This is a genomic window from Butyrivibrio sp. FCS014 (assembly GCF_000526935.1).
GTDB lineage: Bacteria > Bacillota > Clostridia > Lachnospirales > Lachnospiraceae > Butyrivibrio.
The window spans coordinates 62654-81334 of the sequence record NZ_JAHA01000004.1 but is presented as its reverse complement, the minus strand read 5'-3'; the positions used below and the strand labels follow the sequence as shown (position 1 = coordinate 81334).

The window sequence follows — 18681 nt, the reverse complement described above, 5'->3', positions numbered from 1 at the left end:
CAGTACTCCTAAGCGTCAAGAAATAAGCATTTCATCTACCATTCTGATAACACGTGATGCGTTGATTTCCATCTGTCTCCTGGAGAGCTTACCTTCCTTGATAGCAGAAAGCACGTTTTCATAATCCTTCTTTCCTCCAGGCATAAACAGATCTCCACCTGCGCCCGCCACTTCATTTGAAAGCGCATTCCTGTAAATGGATCTTTTGCTGTCCATAACAGTCATAACCCAGTCAGTCATGACGATTCCTTTAAACCCAAATTCTGATCTGAGAATATCCTGTATCAGCCCTCTATGCTCAGAAGTATGCGTTCCGTTAAGCAGGTTGTAGCTTGTCATCACAGCTTTGGGCTGTGATTTTCTTACGCAGATTTCAAATCCGCGGAGATATATCTCACGCATGGCACGTTCACTTACATGGCTGTTATTGCAATAACGGTTTGTCTCTGCATTGTTTGCAGCATAGTGTTTAATGGTAGTCCCACAGCCTTTATGCTTCTGAACACCTTGGGTCACCGCCGCCGCAATGAGGCCGGAAACCAATGGATCTTCAGAGTAATATTCAAAATTTCTTCCGCATAGTATGCTTCTGTGAATATTCAGGGCAGGAGCAAGCCAGAGATTTATTCCCATCTCTTCCATTTCACTTCCTACCATATCCCCAAAGCTATAAGCAAGGTCTGTGTTAAAGCTCTGGGCAATGGCTGTTCCTATCGGGATTCTGGTAGCATAGTGTTCTCTGATCACTGCACCTTTAGGTGCCTTTTTTCCTCCTGTTACCTTTAAAGCTATGAACTTAACCAAAGGATTCATGACTTCTAGCATACTATCCGGGATCATTCCTGCACCGCTGGCATCATGAGCTCCATTTTCATCCTCGTAGTACTTTTTGGCAAGTCTGAGTCCTGCAGGACCATCAGCCATAATAAGAGGTTTAATTCCTTTTCCGGTAAGCTTGGATGTGGTTTCACCCGCAGCACCTGCGACATGGGTTGCAGCATTACCGATGATACTTAGTCCTTTCTGCTTTTCGTTGAAACTACCTATCGCAAGATAAGCAAGCTCCTCATCCGTTAATGACTTAGCTCTTTCATCCACGTCTTCTTCGACATCATATATTAGTTCCGTACAATTTATGTCATTAGAATTTATAGTCAGTTTCTGCACTTCTTCCGGAATACTCTCATTCGAATGTCTTTCCATAAAAAGATCTTTAAAGCCTGGATCTCCAAGGCAATTCCTTGCTTTTGTGACACATATGGTTTCATCAAGATTTATCACAGCAACAACATTTGTGTTGTCCGAGCTGTTTCCGCACCTTATGATATAGTCTCCCTTTTCAAGAATATATGCGCTGGTCTCTTCATCATAGGATGATAGATCAGAGAGCCTGAAAGAAATGTCTGTCTGTTCTTCGCATCCCGGTTCCAGCAGAGATGTCTTGGAAAAGCCTGCCAGTTCCTGATATGCCTTATCAAGCTTTCCATCAGGCAAAGAGACATATACCTGAACAACCTCTTTTCCTGAATAGTCTCCATCATTTTTCACATTAACGCTGACGGTTATAAAATCACCAGATGCACTTACGGATAACACCTTCTGCTCAAAACTGGTGTAAGACAATCCATACCCAAATGAGAATAAAGGCTTTTTGCACGCAGTGTCAAAATACCTGTACCCTACATATATTCCCTCTCTGTACTCTGTGTCATTCCAGTCGCCAAAAGTGCCTTCGTGACAGTAGTCTTCATAAGAAGCCCAGGTTGTGGTAAGTTTTCCAGAAGGATTCTGCTTCCCAATGAGGATATCTGCAAGAGCTCTTCCGCAGTCTGTTCCAAGCTGAGATAAAAGAAGGATATTTCCAACTTCCATTACAGGAGAAAGATCGACAGCTCCGCCTACATTAAGCACCAGCATGAAACGCTCATACATTTTGTTAAGTGCTAAAATGTCTCTGACTTCAGATGCAGCAAGCTTTACATCTCCTTCTACCACCCCTCTGTCGCTTCCCTCCCCGGAATTGCGGGAAAGAACATAAATAGCTGTATCACCCGTCTTATCAATGTGGATGCTATGCCATGGTTCTGTCATTTCCTTTCCCATGGCATACATGATCACATTCTCATGCTTTTCTTTTGCTTCTTTTTTCAGGTTTTTGTAAAAGGTATTCTTTGCAACTTTTCTGACCTGGTCATACTCATCCAGCCATTTTTTAGTTGTTATCTCAAAGCCCGCTTTTTCCAGCCCCTGCTCGATGGTATATGCAAATCTTGTATTAACCTCACCGGATCCTGTTCCGCCCATGACTGTGTATCTCATGCCGGCACCATAAGCTGCAAGCTTACATGGTTTATCAATGGGAAACTTTCCATCATTTTTTAACAGAACGGTACACTCAGCTGCATTTTTAAGCACTAAAGCGCGGTGTTCTTTTTCATACTTTTGCATATCTCTTCTCCTGTTATTGTTAGTGTTTCATTAAAAATCTGCTTTACCTGGTCCTACTTCCAATCCCTCTTTCCCCGGAAGTATTACCATTGCATCCGTGTTTGCCGGGACTTCAATGTGATAACTGTACTCACCATCATCTTTTTTATCCCATCTACAGAAAACTGTTCCATATACGCTGTCATATGAAAACTCTGCAAAATCAAAGTGTCCGCCGGGGTGAGGTGCAATGATAAAATGATTTTCTCCAACCACCCTGATTCCACACATCGCCTCAAATATCCACTGACATACAGCACCCTTGGAGTAGTGGTTCAAAGATGCGATTCCGCCGCCTTTTCCATTATTCGAATCCGGTCCATCCCAGTCTTCCCATATTGTTGTCGCTCCGGATTTCGGCATTGAAAGCCATCCGGGCTTTTCCTCATTCTCCAGAAGCTTATAAGCATATTCGATATCAATATCTTGAAGAACATATGGTAAAAGAGGTGTTGATAAAAAGCCTGTTCCTACTCTCCATTTATAGTTTTCCAGAGCCTTTATCAGTCTCTTTTTCGCATATTCAGTCTGTTTTTCATTAAGCATACCAAAGTACAAAGGTCTTACGAGTTTTGCCTGTCTGTCCGTGTCGAGAGAGTACTTTGGATCCTCAACGAGCTTTTGATAGGCACGTTTTGCACCTTCCGCATACTCTTTGTAAAGATTTATGTCTTCTGTTTTTCCAAGGGCACCGGCAATCTCAACCATAAGAGTCATGACATAGCTCATGTAAGCTGTTGAAACCTCCGGCTGTGACTTTATGAAATCCTTAAAACTCATGGCATGGACATCTGAAGGTTCTGCCCACTCGCCATAGTGCTGGCCGTTGTTGTAAATATACTTTTTTTCTTTTCCTTTTACTGAATGCTTCTCTGAATTTAACAGACTCTCTTTTCCCGCGCGTTCCATAACATATCCGGCGTACTTTTTCATTGAATCATAATATTTTTCAATGATCCTGATATCCCCGTTCTGTTTCCAAAGGCGATAAGGAATGATTACTCCCGCATCTGACCATCCCGATGATCCGTTCATTCCACGCATATATGAGTCAGTGCCACCCTCCGGTGCAATCTGAGGAAAGCACCCGTCTTTAGTCTGCCAATCGCAGAGATCTGTTTCATATTTCATGGCAAAAGGAGCGTAGTTTACCATATAACCTGCAGTGCCAATAAATATCTGGGCATCTCCGCTCCAGCCATGACGTTCTCTTGTCGGGCAGTCCGTCGGAAGATCTGCGGAATTGTTCTTAAGCGACCAGAGTGTATTCTGCACAAACTGGTTCAGAAGCCTGTTTGAACTGTCAAACTTAAAGGTCGTTTCAAAATCAGAATAAACCGCAATAGCAGTCATGTTCTCCAAATCAATATGAACATCAGATTCCACCAGTACATACTGAAAGCCAAATATGGCGAATCTTGTCTTATAGTGGTTCTGTCCATCCTTACATATGTATTTTATCTGCTGAAGTGGTGTGATGAGGTTCTTTCTAACACACTGAATATTGTGCTGAGTAAATTCTCCAGCCTCGTCCAGCTTTTCTCCAAAGCGAAGGAAAACACGCTGCCCTTCATCAGCTACAACGTCAAATTCCACGTAACCTGCAATATTCTGGCCAAAGTCAAAGATTGTTTTCCCCTGAGGCGTCCTGATCACATTCTTAACAGATAACCTCTCCTGCTCTTTGAGTGCAAAATTGTTGGATGCTGTTGGTATCACATTGTGGTATGTTTCCTTAGCAGTCCACCACTTTGCCTTCTCAAAATCTTCTCTTCTGGCATCGTAGTTTTCTCCATCCTTGTTATCTGCAAAGCGGATTGGCCCTTCATTTGTCCACTCAAAAGATTCATCAGTGCAGATTACCTGAACCTCTCCATCCTCATATGTGATCTCAATCTGGGCAAGGAGCTTCGTTTCGCTGCCATAATAATTCTTCATTCCCCAGGCACCGACCGAGCCCCTGTACCATCCGTCAGCCAGCATGAAAAAGACTTCATTCTTTCCCTGGATAATCTTATCTGTAATATCAGCGGTCTGATACTGGACTCTTTTGCGGTAATCAGTAATTCCGGGTGCCAGACAGAACTCACCTATTCTGTCTCCGTTGATACTTCCTTCATATATCCCACAGGCAGTCATATATGCTCTTGCTGATTTAACTTTCTTTTCCCCGGTCCAGAATCTTTTTCTGAAGCAGTCAACAGGGTATCTGTTCTTCTTGTTTACCTTATAATTTCCGGTGATCCATCTTGCCTTCCAGTCATCGTTATTTAAAAGACCTAGCTCAAAAGAGGCAGTATCACTCTCTTCACCCTCAATATCATTTTCGTCCCAGAGTTTTACTGTCCATTCAATCCTGTCACGACTTCCAAGTGTTTCTCCGCCCCAGATCACAAGGTGCATCTGGTCTGAGTTCACTTTCCCGGAATCCCAGACGGTTTCGTCTTCCATTTTCGCAATGATCTGATATGCGCTCTGCTTATTGCCGCCTTCACAGTTCCATGAAAGTCTGGGTCTTACTATATCTATTCCTATTGGATCAGTTAAATATTCGCACCTTAGTCTGACAGCTTTCATTATCATTTTCCTTCCTTATTTCTCTCATTAAGCTCACTCATGATCTTGCCATAAATCTTCTCCAGGTCGTAACGGCTAAAGATCACTGCCATAACAACAAGCAAAAACAGTGGAACATAGATTGAAAATGCAAAGATTCCGCCATTTACTGCAGCTGGCTGCTCAGCAACAGCTGCGCCGGAAATAAATCCACATGCGCCAAGGATCCATCCAATAAGTGATCCTCCGATTCCGGAACCAATCTTTGATCCGAAAGAGCTTGCTGAGTTACTCATTCCGATCATTCTCTTTCCAAACTTCCAGTCATTGTACTCAACACAGTTATTTACCATTGCACCCATAAGACACATGATCGGAATATTGGCAAAGGTTGCCATGCTTCCTCCGACAAGACATGAAACAAGGCTGTAAGGAGTAAATACACGGGCGATGCAGCCAACTATTCCAATAACACAGCCGATAAGACATGTTTTTGCCATTCCGAATTTCTTTGTCATCGGACCAACTAATATGAATCCAAGGAAAGTCGGGATAAGTCCAACGGCACCAAGAAGTGCCACAATGTTGTCATTTCCGAGGATATATTTTGCATAATATGCTCCGCCTGAGCTGGACAGTCCATAAGAAATGTTCATAAAAAGATTTGCAACGAGCATCAGAACCCAGTACTTGTTTTTAAACAAAAGACCTATCTCCTGGGCAAAAGACATCTTCTCTTCCTCCAGCTCATCCACTGACTTCTTTTCTTCTGAACCATTTTCCTTTGAGCTTCTGTAAAGAACGATCATGCTAAACGCTGAGATAGCTGCCATAATGACTGCCACCTTTATCCACGCTGCCTGATTTCCCCCCAAGGCATTTGTAATAGGTATAAGACCGATCGCTATGATCATACCGATGGCATAACCGAATACTGCACGGAAGATACCCATTTTGCCTCGTTCTTCAACACTGTTTGTCCTCATGGCCATCATAGCACCATAAGGTATGGCAACAGCAGTATAAACCACAGCAGTGCAAAGGATGTTGGTTAAAAGAACATATCCCGCCTGAAGCCCCGAAGCAGCTCCTGCAGGAACTGTGAAAAGCAGTACCATGATCGCTGCAACCGGTATTGCCATTATCTTAAACCACGGTCTTGCCTTACCATCCTTAAAATGAACTGAATCCATGATCTTACCCATGATAAGATCTGTAAAAGCGTCAAGTATCTTGGCTATGATCAGCATTGTAGCAACAGATGCTGCAGCCAGTCCGACCTTTTCTGTATAGAAGTAGGTCAATTGTCCTACCAGACAGCTTAGTGCATTAAGCGGTATCTGCCCAATTCCATCTCCCAAAAAATCTCCAAACCTCATGGTCTTCTGGATTCCCATTGAATCCACGCCAAGTTCTTTTTTTCTTCCCATAATAACCTCCTGATTATTGTCACGGCTTTTGCTATTTGCCATATTTCTCTTTCTATTGACAGTCTATCAGGAGCCCGCTTATCATTATTGTAATAGTATGACGCAATATTGTAATTTTGTGACTATTTGAGGTTTCCTATGGAAAATGCATTTTTTCAGGCTTTAAGCTACATCTATAATGCCACCTATGTTCCAATCCACTACTACAAAGATAGTGTATGCCTTCTTTCTTTCCCGGTAATAGATATGCCAACTGAACTGGCTTCTGCTATCAGCGGAATACTTGGCAAGTCCACAACCAGCCTATACCATTACCAGACTGAAGAAGGGCTTCATATTGGCTATGTAGGAAGCGATCTTAGCAATGAAGCTGTTGTTGTAGGTCCCGTTAGCAGTATGGCTGTGACTGATGAATTCATAGACGCTATCATCCTAAAATATGGTGTTTCTATTGAAAACAAAGACAAGATCAGAGAGTTTTTTGTTCAGACGCCGGAGTTTTCAATCATACAGTTCTTGAATATTCTTGCCATGATCAATAAAGAACTCACCGGTAACTACGTAGACATTTATGAGACTTTTAACCTCTTTGACAGAGAAAAGGAGGCGGAGGTAGGAGAAAGCCATTCTAACACCCTGTATGAGCGAAAAGAAACTGAGAACTTTCATGATACATATTTCTTTGAACAAGAATACTATGGCTACGTGGAACGCGGTGATATTGCCGGTCTTGAAGCCATGATCAGAAATATCCCCAGAATAAATGAAGGAAAAGTTGCTCCAGATTCACTTCGTCAGGCAAAAAACATATTCATCGCTTCAATGGCCCTGGTAACCAGGCACTCCATCTCAGGTGGACTTGACATCGAAACAGCCTACCAATTGTCAGATATGTATATTCAGGAGGCTGAACGTATGTCAGACGCTTCTTCAGTTACTCTTCTTAATGCCACGGCAGTTATGGACTTTACCAAGCGTGTAGCCGAATCCAAAATTCCTCAGGGAATGGAGACGGACATATATATGGCTATCCAGTACATAGCAAACCACGTCAATCAGAATATTTCAGTAGAAGATGTTGCCGCATACCTTGGGATAGACCGAAGCACTCTTTCACGAAAATTTAAAAGAGAACTGGGATTTAACATAAGCAGTTATATAATGCGCAGAAAACTGGAAGAAGCAAAGAGCCTCCTTAAATTCACTGACAAAAGCATCAGCGAGATAAGTGAGTATCTTTGCTTCTCAACACAGAGTTATTTTCAAAATGTATTTAAAAAGAAATATGGAATGACTCCAAAGGAGTTCAGAAATAGTTAAATATCCAGTTCCGAGACCATCTTGGGATACTCACGAAGCTCGCTTTCTTCATGAAGCGGATTCCATACCTGCGCGAAAAACTTATCCTTTTTGGCTCTCATTCCGTAGTTCCAGGATTTTCTTTCGCACTCATCACACCAGTGCCCACCTTCAAGAATAAGGCGTGGACTGCCTTTAAAATGATGTCCGAACTGACATGTAAACTCAAGGGGAGTTTTCCAGTCACCGGTCTTCATTTCTTTGGAATCACAACTGCCGCCTCTGAATTCCGCCGCTTTCTTCATATCCTCCAGAGTAAGCTCTGATTCGTGCTTGGATTCATCATAGCCATGGTCTATGTGTACAACTTTATCCCAATCAGTAAATTCTTCCATCTGGCTCAGCTTTTTGGGAAGCTTTTCCCAGGCCTTTTTGCTGCCCCAGTATGCATCGATATGGTCTTCCATGTTTTCATCCAGCCAGTGCTTTGTCCCATGCTCTGAATTTAAGTCTTTTTTGAAGGTTGACTTTATAATACTTCCCATGAGTTTCTGACCACCGGGAAGCTTTGTTATCACTTTACCTGCGGTAACTGCGCGGCCAAGGTCCTTTAGATATGCGTCATAAAAGTACTGCATGGAATCACTTCTGAAATGAAGGTATTTCTCCAGTTTGTCGGAATCGAGATAATACTGACCATGGAAATTCCTTGTGGCATACATCTTTGGATCGATCACCGGATCAAGGCTCTTAAAGCCCAGAACACCGTACATATCCTTGTACATTTCATAAGTGCTCACGCGGCAGCTCTCACCGCCGCCAATATTGTAGATGTGTCCCCAGAAACTCTCATCCAGGGTTCCATCGGCATCGAATGCTGCAAGATTTCTCATAGCTCTTCCGCTGTCCCTGTCAGAAGCATACTCAAGCACGTTGAAAATGCAGTTGTGGAACTGGATAGCATCACGGATCTTGGCCATAGCCGGTCCGATGATTCCTGTCTGCCTTAGAGATACCCAGTAATTTAGGCCACTATCGATAACGTAGCGCTCTGCCGCAACTTTGGAAACCGCGTAGTAATCAAACATACTTGGCTTTATCGGATCCCCGACCCTTCCCCAGTGTATAGGTGGCATTCTGTCACCGGTTTCTGCCACGGTTCCGATATATACAAACTTATAGCTATCCTCTTTACCGCTCTTCTTTATGGCTTCTATCATATTCACAACAGAACCGTAATTATTCTGCATTGCTTTTTTTGGATAATAGTCTGCTGCAGGGGACACAAATGCTGCAATGTGAAGTACCATGTCGCTGTCAGCAATACATCCGTAAACATCATCCCTATTAAGAAGATCTCCATAACGAATGGACAGACCTTCCCTGCCTTCATAACTGTCAAACAGGTTATGATTCTTTTCACTGTCCCTCACCAAAATAATGAGGTCATAGATTTTACCTATGTCAGGGAGCATCTGCTTAAAGCTCTCAAATCCCATTCCTCCACCTGCACCTGTCATAAAAACAACCGGTAACTTATTCGCACTCATATCATTCGCCTTTCATTCCTACTACTTTTGCCTTGCCATCAAGTACATCGACACAGAGCTTAATTGAGTCTCCGATTGCCCTGTCAATGTCGTCCTCTTCAACATGAAGCGGCTCGCATCCAAGTTTCTTATCAATAAAGAGATTGCTGCACTGAAGATCCGTAAACTTCACCATATGAAGTCCGCCCTGGATATTCTTTGCTGCCTGCTCCTTCATCAGCTTTTTTCCGCCCATAGCGTACATCCAGTTAGGTATTGTGATAACCTTTCTTCCCTCGCATCCAAGGTACTTATGAACGATAGCAAGCATCTCTTTCCATGTCATATTGTAATAACCGATTGGGTAACAGTGTCCTCCCTTGTTGTATTCAAGAGCTCCTGCCAGAGCCTGTCCAACCTGATGAACTGTTACCATTGTGGTTCCGCCCTTGGGATATAGCGTAGCTTTCTTCATGCTCCTGATCTGTTCTACAAGGAATACCCATACAGGCTTTCTTCCGGGCTGAGTTCCGAAAATATATGGAAGCTCCAGAACTGCTACATCAAAGCCGTCACCGGCAAAAGACATCGCTATCTCTTCCTGGTCAATTCTGCTTCTTATGTACGGATGCCACTTTGTTAATTCAAGTTCAGGCCTTGTCTTGGCAAAATAGGAAAAGTATGATCCACAGATTGCAATATGCTTAACACCGCACTCCTTGGCAATAGCAAGAAGTCTCTTAAGTGGATCTATATTGTACTTTTTGAAAAGATCATAGATTGGAGCAGGGCCTTCAACTCTCTCATCCACTCCGGCTGCAAAAACAAATCCATCACACCCGGCCATGTAACCCTTTATTTCTTCATCTGACATCTCCAGATAGTTGCCATATTCAATTTTCATTTCAGGTGGCAAGACAGCTCCCTGAGGAAGCGGAGGTAACGCAACAGATGTCACTTCATGTCCCCTCTCAATAAGCACTTTGGCTGCTTCACTTCCGAGCAGTCCTGTTCCACCAATCATAAATACTTTCATCGACTTATCTCCTTTAATCAATATTCATAAGCAGGCTTTTCTTAGGTACGCCATGCTTATTCTCAAAATTAAACAATCCCATTGTTCCCCAGTCTTCATAGTCGGCAGCCCAGTAACGGATGCCTGCAACGCCATGGGTTTTACCCCAATCGATGACATCTTTATAAATGGCTGCCTGTCCATCTTCAGTATTTGCATATCCCTTTGTAGCCTTGTTCCATCCGGCAAAAGCCCCGGACATCTCTCCTGAAGGATATGCAAACTCTCCGATAAACACGGGTACATGGCACTTTTTGTTTATGGCCATAACAGTCTTTTTAAACAGAATCGTGGAATCTGCATACATGGATGGAGCACTAGGATAATAGCTGATCCCCGCAACATCCACGGAATATCCATTCTTTGCAAGGCAGTTAAAATATCTTGCACAGGAATTAGGAGTCATAACCACAGTTGCAATATGAGTTGAAAACTTAACATTGGAGGAGTCAATTCCGAGTTCTTCGTATGCTTCCAGGATTCCCTCTTTTACAGCCGCAAACTCGCTTGCATTGTATCTCCAGATATTCTTCTCTAACCATCCGGGATTAAACAGTGGGAGTAGATATCTCATAAAATCCGGAACTCCGGCAAGCTTTTCATTTACAGCTGTCTTAAGCCCAAGGCTGACTCCTGCAAATCCAAAGTTAGCTTCATTTCCAAGATTCCAGTTCTCCACTGTGCATCCGGTATTCAATATCTCTTTTGCCAGGAACCTGCCATATGCTTTAAGCAGAATATTTATCTCATCTAGCGAAAGCTCAGACCAGTCCTTCCCATTTTGAAGAGCAAAAAGCTCGGGATACTCATCAAACTTTGGGGCCTGCTGCTTTTCCATATCCATGTAGGTGTATGCACACATTACCTCAGGATTAATAGGGATATTTAATTTGGCTGCCAGCTTGCAAAGCTCTATGGCCTGATCAAAAGTATGAACGTTGGCATTGGTATCAACCTCTCCATCAGTCACATCCTCATCTGTTATGTGCCTCTTTGTGGCTATGCGCACATACATTTCTGTAGCGCCTTTATCTATATATAACTGCTCCAGTTCTTCTATGGAGCTTATCTGCCTGCCTTCATACTCATAGGTGTATCCTTCGTCAAAAGCCCTTGCTGTAAACGGGCTGACCGATAGCGCCATTCTGAAATTCTCATTATTATCAGCCGCTGCGTATCCGATTTCTGTGTATAAGAATTGAGCAGTAAGAACTTTAAGCACAACACATATAACTATCAGAAGTATTGCAAGGCCTACCTTATGGCCTGTCTTCATTTTCTTTAACCTTTCAAGAAAACCTGTCATTTTTTCCTTCATTTACAACCTCCAAAAAATCTCCATTTGCAATAACAAGTCACTGTATGTATAATATGGACACCGTGTATTATTTACAACTTGCAATATTCTTTAAAACGTCGTAAACAATACATATTTTTTAAAAGTGTACGAAGTTAACAGTTTTTTTAGATTTGGGAGATGGATAATGGCGACCAAGAACAACCGAAGAACCGTAATCACAAAGAAGATCTTAAAAGAATCATTACTGGAGCTTATGCAGAATAAGCCCGTCTCAAAGATCACCATAAAGGAAATATGCGACCTTTCAGATATGAGCAGATCAACGTTCTACCTCCATTATCAGGACCAGTTTGAACTTTTGGAGGACATAGAAAAAGAGGTCCTCGAAAAGACCTTCGAAAACCTCAGAAAAATTGACAGTCCCATGAACACCATGGAATCCATCGAAGCATTTTTAAATTATGTAAAAGAGCATCGGACCACTTTTGGAGTACTCCTCTGCCAGCCGGAAAACGAACTCTTTCAGCAGAGCATTATTTCCAATGTGCAGAAATATGTTCAGGAATCAGCTCCCGAAATAGATGAGATTCCCACTGCGCGATACGTATACACCTTTATTATGTATGGAAGTCTTAACGTAATAAAGATTTGGATACACAATAATTTTGACGCAGATACACATGATCTGGCTGAAGTCATATATCATTCCTGTAATAATATTGCACAAAGCCATAAATGAATTCTTACGAAGCTGTAAACCGTTATTTCCCACATATATTATTGGCGCGCTTACAGAAATTTGCTCCAGGGATTCACGGAGCACCATTAGAACATAAAAAAAGTGTTCCGACGCTATATGAGTCATCGGAACACCATAGACCGACGCAGCATGGCATTTCCATCCTTGCAATAGTAACATCCCTTATGTCCTTGTTACTGATAACTTCTGTCAGTTTCTCAGTGTAATCTCCCTCATCCGGTTTGGGACATCCGATCATTGTAAACCTGCCTTGCATCAGAAAAAGAAAAGTATAAAACTTTATTCGACAGGGTAAATGAAACAACAATACTATAAAATTCGAGGCATTTAAGCTCTCTTATGTTTAAAGTGATGCTGTCTGGGTTTGTGCTTAAATGCAACTATGTTTAGAGGCTTTTCATCCTTTTTTGCATAATTCTCATATGCCTTCTTATAGTGTTTCTGTCCGGCCCAGATATCGTCAGCTACAGGCGCCCACTCTTTTGCGTAATCATCACACTTTGCACACAGATGCTCAACACTTTCTTCGGATTCTTCATTTGTACCATGAGCTTCTGATCTTTCGACCATATCCCTTAAAAGAGCCGGATTTTCAAGCATAGGGCACGGTCTTAAATGGTTCTTATTGAAAGGCTGGCCCTTATGGTATTCCATGAAAAGAGGACTTTGAAGCATCTCAAGTATTGAATGTGTATGTATATTGGTGTTGGAGAAGTGGACAAATACGCATGGTTCAGCATCTCCACTTGAATTGATGTGGAAATAGTTTCTTCCGCCTGCGATGCAGCCACCGACAGCTTCACCATCATTCTGGAAGTCCATAGGGAAGAATCCCAGGTCACATTTGACGCTTCTAAGGAACCTTATCTGATCCACCATCTTCTTTCGCTGCTCTACTGTAGGCATAAGCTCAGGAACAGCATTGTTTCCAACCGGCATGTAGTGGAAGAAAAATCCGAATCTAGCACCTTTTTCAGCAATGAACTCGATGAACTTGGGATCAGTCACTGCCTCGATGTTGTTTCTTGTATAGCAGATGGAAGTTCCATAAACTATTCCGTACTTTTTGAGTAGATCCATGGCATTCATTACTGCATCATAATGACCAAGGCCACGTCTTGCGTCATTAGTCTCAGGAGTTCCCTCGATAGAAAGCTGGAATGTGAGATTTCCAAGCCTTACAACTTCTTTACAGAAATCCTCATCAATAAGTGTTGAATTGGTATAGATAGAGAACTCAACATCATTGTGCTTTTCTGCCAGTTTCAAGATATCTTTCTTCCTTACAAGAGGTTCTCCTCCTGTCATCATGTAAAGATATACTCCCAGCTCTTTTCCCTGGGTAACGATTTTGTCCATATCTTCAAAAGACAGATTGTGCTTAGGTCCATAAGTACCTGACCAGCATCCCGCACAGTGCATATTGCAGGCGCTTGTAGGGTCAAAAAGAATAAGCCATGGGATATTGCATCCGTATTTTTCCCTGTTTGCCCTGATCATTTTTGTGCCTCTGAAAAATGCCTCATAGCCAAGATTGAGCATCATCATCTTTGCAACATGCGGATCTGTCTCATCTATTACTTTATTCAAAAACTTAACCCATCTGTTATCCGGATCTTTAAATGCCGCTCTTACTTTATCAAGGCTTTCTTTTCTGGCTCCATCTTTACCCCAGAATTTCTCTGCCTGGTCAACAAGCTTAAGATAAGTAGCAGTCCTGTTCTCCGTTTTATCGAGATTTGCAAGGAACCTGTCAATCAGTATGCTAAAAGCCTGTCTTTGTACTTTGTGAGAAATGTTTTTTGCTAATTCCATACTTGTTATGCCTCCCCAAACGATGCTACAATTATTCTGATGTAACAAGTGTAACGCCACAGCATATTAATAACAATGGCTCTACCATCGGACATGACAATATTTCGTTTAAGTGAACCGATGTTACATTCTTGCATTTTTTGTAACGTCGAGAGGGAGAAAAAATGAAAAGCTCAAAAGAATCTTTAACAGAAATGCAAAAAAAAGAAGTTCTGAGGATGAATAATAAGGAGTCCAATCAGCTGACAAGAGAGTGTCTGCAGCTTTCGCTTATGCATCTAATGAGCGAACACCCTTATGAGAAGATCACCATCAGCGAGATAGTACGCCGTGCAGGAGTATCAAGGACGGCGTTCTATCGAAACTATACAGATAAAGAAGATATCCTGCATGAGCTTGGGGATGAAATAATAAAGCGTATAGCGGAGATCAGCGAAAAGCCCGAACTGCACGAAAACCCACATCTGTGGTTCGAAGATATTTTTCGGGCTGTCAAAAACGATAAAGATATAATATCTCTGTTTGACCAAGCCGGAATTCTTCAGAATGAACTCTTTCTTGAAAAAGCGGTCTCAGAGCGGCTCTATCCTACAGCTGACCCAGAAAAGAAGTATCTCAGACTTGCTGCCGAAGCTGCCATTTTACAAATACTCATAAGCTGGTTCAGGGATGGGATGCAGGAAGACGAAAAACAAATGGCTGATATCTGCGTAAATATCTTTGATAACGCTTTGAGCAGACTGCCATAATTAACAAGGACCTCTTCTAACATGAGAAATGATCCTTCCTGGCGTAAACGAAGTAATTCTTGCGCATATGAAGCTTGACCCCGGAATTCCCTTAGCACCAATAGAACATAAAATTCCGATATAATGCTCATTCCAGCAAACTGGAATTGTTAGCACTCTGTCTTATTGCACCGGAGGCATAAAACATAAAATGCAATCGCCAGAAACTGTGATACCACAGACACAGTGACAAGATACACAGGATTCAAATCATACAGGGCACCGAGAAGCCAACTGCCCAGAAACCACGCAATACCAAATCCTGTCTCAAATATTCCGAAACCGGTGCTTCGCATGGAACGCGGGACGATTCCGCTGACAGCTGCTTTCATAATACTTTCCTGCGCACCCATTCCAATCCCCCACAGAATTATCCCAGCTCCGATCAACCAGGCATTTCCAGTCATAAAAACAAAATATGAGAAGAATGTGCTGCATAGTGTGGAAATGATCAGAGCCTTCAGCCCGACCTTATCATAAAGCCAGCCAAAGAATAGTGCAGCAAAGGCATCCACAGCCATTGCCCCAGCATATAGCAGGCTGAGCATGGATTCATTAAATGCTCCGGTATTAGCCGAATGAAGTGTGATCAGGGTGAAGTCTGCAAAGCCAAAAGCAAAAAAGCAGATGGCCGCCATGAACAGAACAAATGACTTCCTGAATTCAAAGCTTGCCGGTTTATCTTCCTGCTTTTCAAAGATCTCCGGATCAGGGTATCTTATCTTTGCTGTCAAAACAAGAGCTATGGTGATCATTGCAGGAACAAGCAGTATCGCAAAAGAGATTCTATATGTTGTAAAAAGGTCGTCTGTACCTTTTACAAGAGCTGTTACAAAAAGCAGTACCGGTCCGAGAAACGCGCCAAGCTGATCCAGAAACTCCTGATAGGCAAAGCCTTTTCCGGTTCCGATCTCGCTTGCCGCAAAGCTTACCAATGTGTTTTTGGCAGGCTTTTTTATCGCTTTTCCGATACGCTCCAGGATCACAAGACCGCAGGCCCAAATCCAGCCATGTTCAGGTACGAGTGCCAGTGCAGGAATCGCCAGAGCCTGTATTACATAGCCTGTGATAACAAATGTCCAGTATTTCTTCGTTTTATCTGCTATAAATCCGGATATGAGCCTTAGTGAATACCCGCACAATTCTCCTATACCGGACACAAATCCGATGGTTGTAGCGGATGCCCCTGCGAGGTTCAGATATTCGCCCAATATGCTTCTGGCGCCTTCATGAGTCATGTCCGAAAACAGACTTACGATTCCCATCAGGGTTATAAATATTATGGCGCCAGACAAAGCCCTTTTTTTATCCATGTTCTACTCCACTAATCCCGATTTGCTTATTTCATTATCCTGAAATTCAAAGTTTTATTATCGTCGCAAGTTTCTTTCCGCATAGAATTCCAAATATGCAGCAACAACAACTCAGTACCACATATAATCCGCCATTCATATATTGTTTCTTCTCAAACAAATTAAAAGCTTCAAGGGAAAATGTAGAGAATGTGGTAAAACCTCCACACACCCCTGTCTTCCAGAAAAGAATGGTATTATCAGATACACTTTCTCGGTTACTGGTAATTCCAACAACGAATCCAATTAGTATGGCACCGAGGATATTTGTAATCAGAGTTAATATCGGAAAATAAGTCTTAACAGGAATCAGACTTATTGCATATCGCGCTACTGCACCCAAGGCACCACCAAGTGCTACAAATAGAAAATTCATATCAACCTCTCTATTGTCATATATACTGAAATTTAAAAAGTATTCTCTGCCTTACTCTTAAGATAGCTATCAGCCTTTTTAAGCATCTCTTTTTTGTTATCATACTCTATGGTATTGATAGCATCTTCAAGTTTAAGAATCTTCAGAGCTTTGACCTCGTCTGGTCTTGTTATGCTCGGAGATGAGTCTTTATACTTAGCAAGGAAATAAACTACCTGCTTTGTCACTCCAGGTTTTTCTGAAAGCGTATACTGTTCGCTTGCTCTAAATTCAGTGTCTAACTCGACTTTCAGATTTGTTTCTTCCTTTATTTCACGAAGCGCAGTTTCTATTTCAGTCTCGCCTTCTTCCATATGTCCTTTTGGAAAGCTGTGAGATCCGCTCATTTCCTCAACTAAAAGATATTTTATTACTCCACCGTCTATAGTGTATACTATTGCCCCGCAAGATTTTTCAAACTTATCATTGAATTCTTTTTTACCCAGTTCCATGTAAATATAAAGAGAAGGATCTTCTCCTAAAGCAATAACATACTCAGGCATTTCTTTCTGAATAAATCCCAACTTACGGTACAAATTTATTGCCTTGGCATTAGCTGGATGGGGATCAACCCACAGATTTTCAGCTCCTTGTTTAAAAGCTTCTTGAATAGAGTATAGTAGCGCCTGCGTTGCAATCCCTCGGCCCCTGGCAAATTCAAATAACTTAATATCCAAAGAAGCATTTTTAGTTTCCGAATCAATACGATATTGAGTCTCACCGCAGTATTTGCCATCTTCAAAAATTGAATAATGATTTTGCTTTGGTCTTGCAGATATGAATCTATCTAACCATTCTCGTACTGCTTCCCCTGTCTCATGCAATCCTCCTGGCCAGATATACTGCATGACGTCTTCATCTGCCCACAGGTTTTGTATATTCTTGATATCATCATATGTTGATTCTTTAATAGTTATCACTTAGTTCAGCCCCTAAATCTTTAGTTTGTCTTAGTCAGTTTTAACTGAAATCTAATCAGCGAAATGAATCACTTCTACAGATTATAATGTCCTAATTTTCTCCACAACTTTTTTAAACTCATCATATCTAATTTGCTCAGAAAAGGTTTCATACCCTTATTTTTTAATAGTTGAAACAAATAAAGAAAAGCCTTGTCATCAAGGCCTTTCCATTATAAAATCCATCTTTAGTTATCAGTTCTCGAATCGGCGAATTAACAAAAATATTGCGTCTTTGGGCTAACCTTCTAGGATGTCCAGTTCATCATCAATAGCTCTGGATACAAACTGGTTTATTGTGATTCCTTCATTGGCAGCATATAATGCAATTTTCTTGTGCTGTTCGGGTTTAATACGGACATTGAAGGAGCCTTTAAACTCACGCTCAGGCTCTTTACCAATCTTTTTGCAGTAATCCAGGTAATTATCTATACAGTCATGCATTGACTGGGAAAGCTCTTTTACCGATTCTCCATGAAAGTTCAGAGAATCATTGATTCCGAGAACATGACCGATAAAAATCTGATCTTCCTGGTCAAATTCTACCTTTGCATGATATCCGTTGTATTCCATCAGTGAACTTATCATTCTATCTCACCTACTTCCTTAAGAAATGCTATGACCATCTTTACATGATACCTGTACAGCTCATTGCCTGGGTGTGGACCGTCAAATTGAAGGATGCGCTTGGTTTCAACATGATAATAGCCTATTCCTGATCCTCTTCCGCCCTCGAACTTTTCGCAGCCACATTGCTTCATAAGTGCGTCCAGTTCTCTTATTGTAAAACTTGTCGGTGCGGGTTTGGACAGTATTTTTTCTAGTAATTTTGATTTCTTTGGCACAGTAATTCCTCTTGCAACTATTTTCTAGTTACAATATAACACTTTAGCCCTACCTCGTCAATTCCAACAGA

General features: G+C 41.9%; 15 protein-coding genes and 1 pseudogene. 3 read left to right on the top strand and 13 right to left on the bottom strand.

Annotation, left to right across the window (positions count from 1 at the left end):
- Nucleotides 1–15: 15 nt before the first annotated feature.
- The 3 genes from T456_RS0103245 to T456_RS0103235 are packed head-to-tail and all read right to left on the bottom strand — an operon-like array spanning nt 16 to nt 6473.
- Nucleotides 16–2448, bottom strand: coding sequence for a beta-glucosidase (locus T456_RS0103245; RefSeq protein ID WP_024864891.1), 2433 nt, complete (start codon nt 2446–2448; stop codon nt 16–18).
- 30 nt (nt 2449–2478) lie between these two features.
- Nucleotides 2479–5064, bottom strand: coding sequence for a family 78 glycoside hydrolase catalytic domain (locus tag T456_RS0103240; protein ID WP_024864890.1), 2586 nt, complete (start codon nt 5062–5064; stop codon nt 2479–2481).
- Between the two features lie 2 nt (nt 5065–5066).
- Nucleotides 5067–6473 carry an MFS transporter gene (locus tag T456_RS0103235; protein ID WP_024864889.1) on the bottom strand — a complete coding sequence of 469 codons (1407 nt, stop codon included), beginning with the start codon at nt 6471–6473 and terminating at the stop codon, nt 5067–5069.
- 138 nt (nt 6474–6611) lie between these two features.
- Here T456_RS0103235 and T456_RS19065 point away from each other — a divergent pair, with 138 nt between their 5' ends.
- Nucleotides 6612–7793 (top strand): helix-turn-helix domain-containing protein, encoded by a 1182-nt coding sequence (locus T456_RS19065; RefSeq protein ID WP_024864888.1) that lies wholly within the window; start codon nt 6612–6614, stop codon nt 7791–7793.
- Here T456_RS19065 and T456_RS0103225 read toward each other — a convergent pair.
- Genes T456_RS0103225 through T456_RS0103215 form a run of 3 tightly spaced genes read right to left on the bottom strand, consistent with a single transcriptional unit; the run spans nt 7790 to nt 11694 of the window.
- A complete protein-coding gene (locus T456_RS0103225) occupies nt 7790–9322 on the bottom strand; it encodes an NAD-dependent epimerase/dehydratase family protein (RefSeq protein ID WP_024864887.1) in 1533 nt (510 codons plus the stop codon). The two genes, T456_RS19065 and T456_RS0103225, sit on opposite strands and share 4 nt — an antisense overlap.
- 1 nt (nt 9323) lies before the next feature.
- Nucleotides 9324–10337, bottom strand: a complete 1014-nt coding sequence (locus tag T456_RS0103220) for an NAD-dependent epimerase/dehydratase family protein (protein WP_024864886.1) — start codon at nt 10335–10337, stop codon at nt 9324–9326.
- A 13-nt stretch (nt 10338–10350) separates the two neighbouring features.
- Nucleotides 10351–11694, bottom strand: coding sequence for a glycosyl hydrolase 53 family protein (locus T456_RS0103215; protein WP_024864885.1), 1344 nt, complete (start codon nt 11692–11694; stop codon nt 10351–10353).
- Nucleotides 11695–11860: 166 nt separating this feature from the next.
- Between T456_RS0103215 and T456_RS0103210 the strand changes: the two genes are divergently transcribed.
- Entirely contained in the window at nt 11861–12415 is a 555-nt protein-coding gene (locus tag T456_RS0103210) for a TetR/AcrR family transcriptional regulator (protein ID WP_024864884.1), read from the top strand.
- Nucleotides 12416–12551: 136 nt separating this feature from the next.
- On the opposite strand, the pseudogene T456_RS24280 reads toward T456_RS0103210, so the two are convergent.
- Nucleotides 12552–12680 (bottom strand): annotated as a pseudogene (locus T456_RS24280) (4Fe-4S ferredoxin); the annotation flags it as partial.
- An 83-nt stretch (nt 12681–12763) separates the two neighbouring features.
- Nucleotides 12764–14251: a radical SAM protein gene (locus tag T456_RS0103205; RefSeq protein WP_013282476.1), complete on the bottom strand. Its 1488-nt coding sequence runs from the start codon at nt 14249–14251 to the stop codon at nt 12764–12766.
- Nucleotides 14252–14415: 164 nt separating this feature from the next.
- Here T456_RS0103205 and T456_RS0103200 point away from each other — a divergent pair, with 164 nt between their 5' ends.
- Nucleotides 14416–15000 (top strand): TetR/AcrR family transcriptional regulator, encoded by a 585-nt coding sequence (locus T456_RS0103200; protein WP_013282475.1) that lies wholly within the window; start codon nt 14416–14418, stop codon nt 14998–15000.
- 149 nt (nt 15001–15149) lie between these two features.
- Here T456_RS0103200 and T456_RS0103195 read toward each other — a convergent pair whose 3' ends face one another.
- From T456_RS0103195 to T456_RS0103170, 5 genes are all read right to left on the bottom strand, one after another.
- A complete protein-coding gene (locus T456_RS0103195; RefSeq protein ID WP_013282474.1) occupies nt 15150–16352 on the bottom strand; it encodes an MFS transporter in 1203 nt (400 codons plus the stop codon).
- Between the two features lie 46 nt (nt 16353–16398).
- On the bottom strand, nt 16399–16767 hold the full coding sequence (gene crcB / locus T456_RS0103190) for a fluoride efflux transporter CrcB (RefSeq protein ID WP_013282473.1): 369 nt from the start codon (nt 16765–16767) through the stop codon (nt 16399–16401).
- Nucleotides 16768–16799: 32 nt separating this feature from the next.
- A complete protein-coding gene (locus tag T456_RS21005) occupies nt 16800–17726 on the bottom strand; it encodes a GNAT family N-acetyltransferase (RefSeq protein WP_013282472.1) in 927 nt (308 codons plus the stop codon).
- 279 nt (nt 17727–18005) lie between these two features.
- Nucleotides 18006–18353: a type II toxin-antitoxin system HicB family antitoxin gene (locus T456_RS0103175; RefSeq protein ID WP_022766333.1), complete on the bottom strand. Its 348-nt coding sequence runs from the start codon at nt 18351–18353 to the stop codon at nt 18006–18008.
- Complete coding sequence (locus T456_RS0103170; RefSeq protein ID WP_013282470.1) at nt 18350–18610, bottom strand: type II toxin-antitoxin system HicA family toxin; 261 nt, start codon at nt 18608–18610, stop codon at nt 18350–18352. The genes T456_RS0103175 and T456_RS0103170 overlap by 4 nt, the downstream gene beginning before the upstream one ends.
- Between the last annotated feature and the right edge of the window lie 71 nt (nt 18611–18681).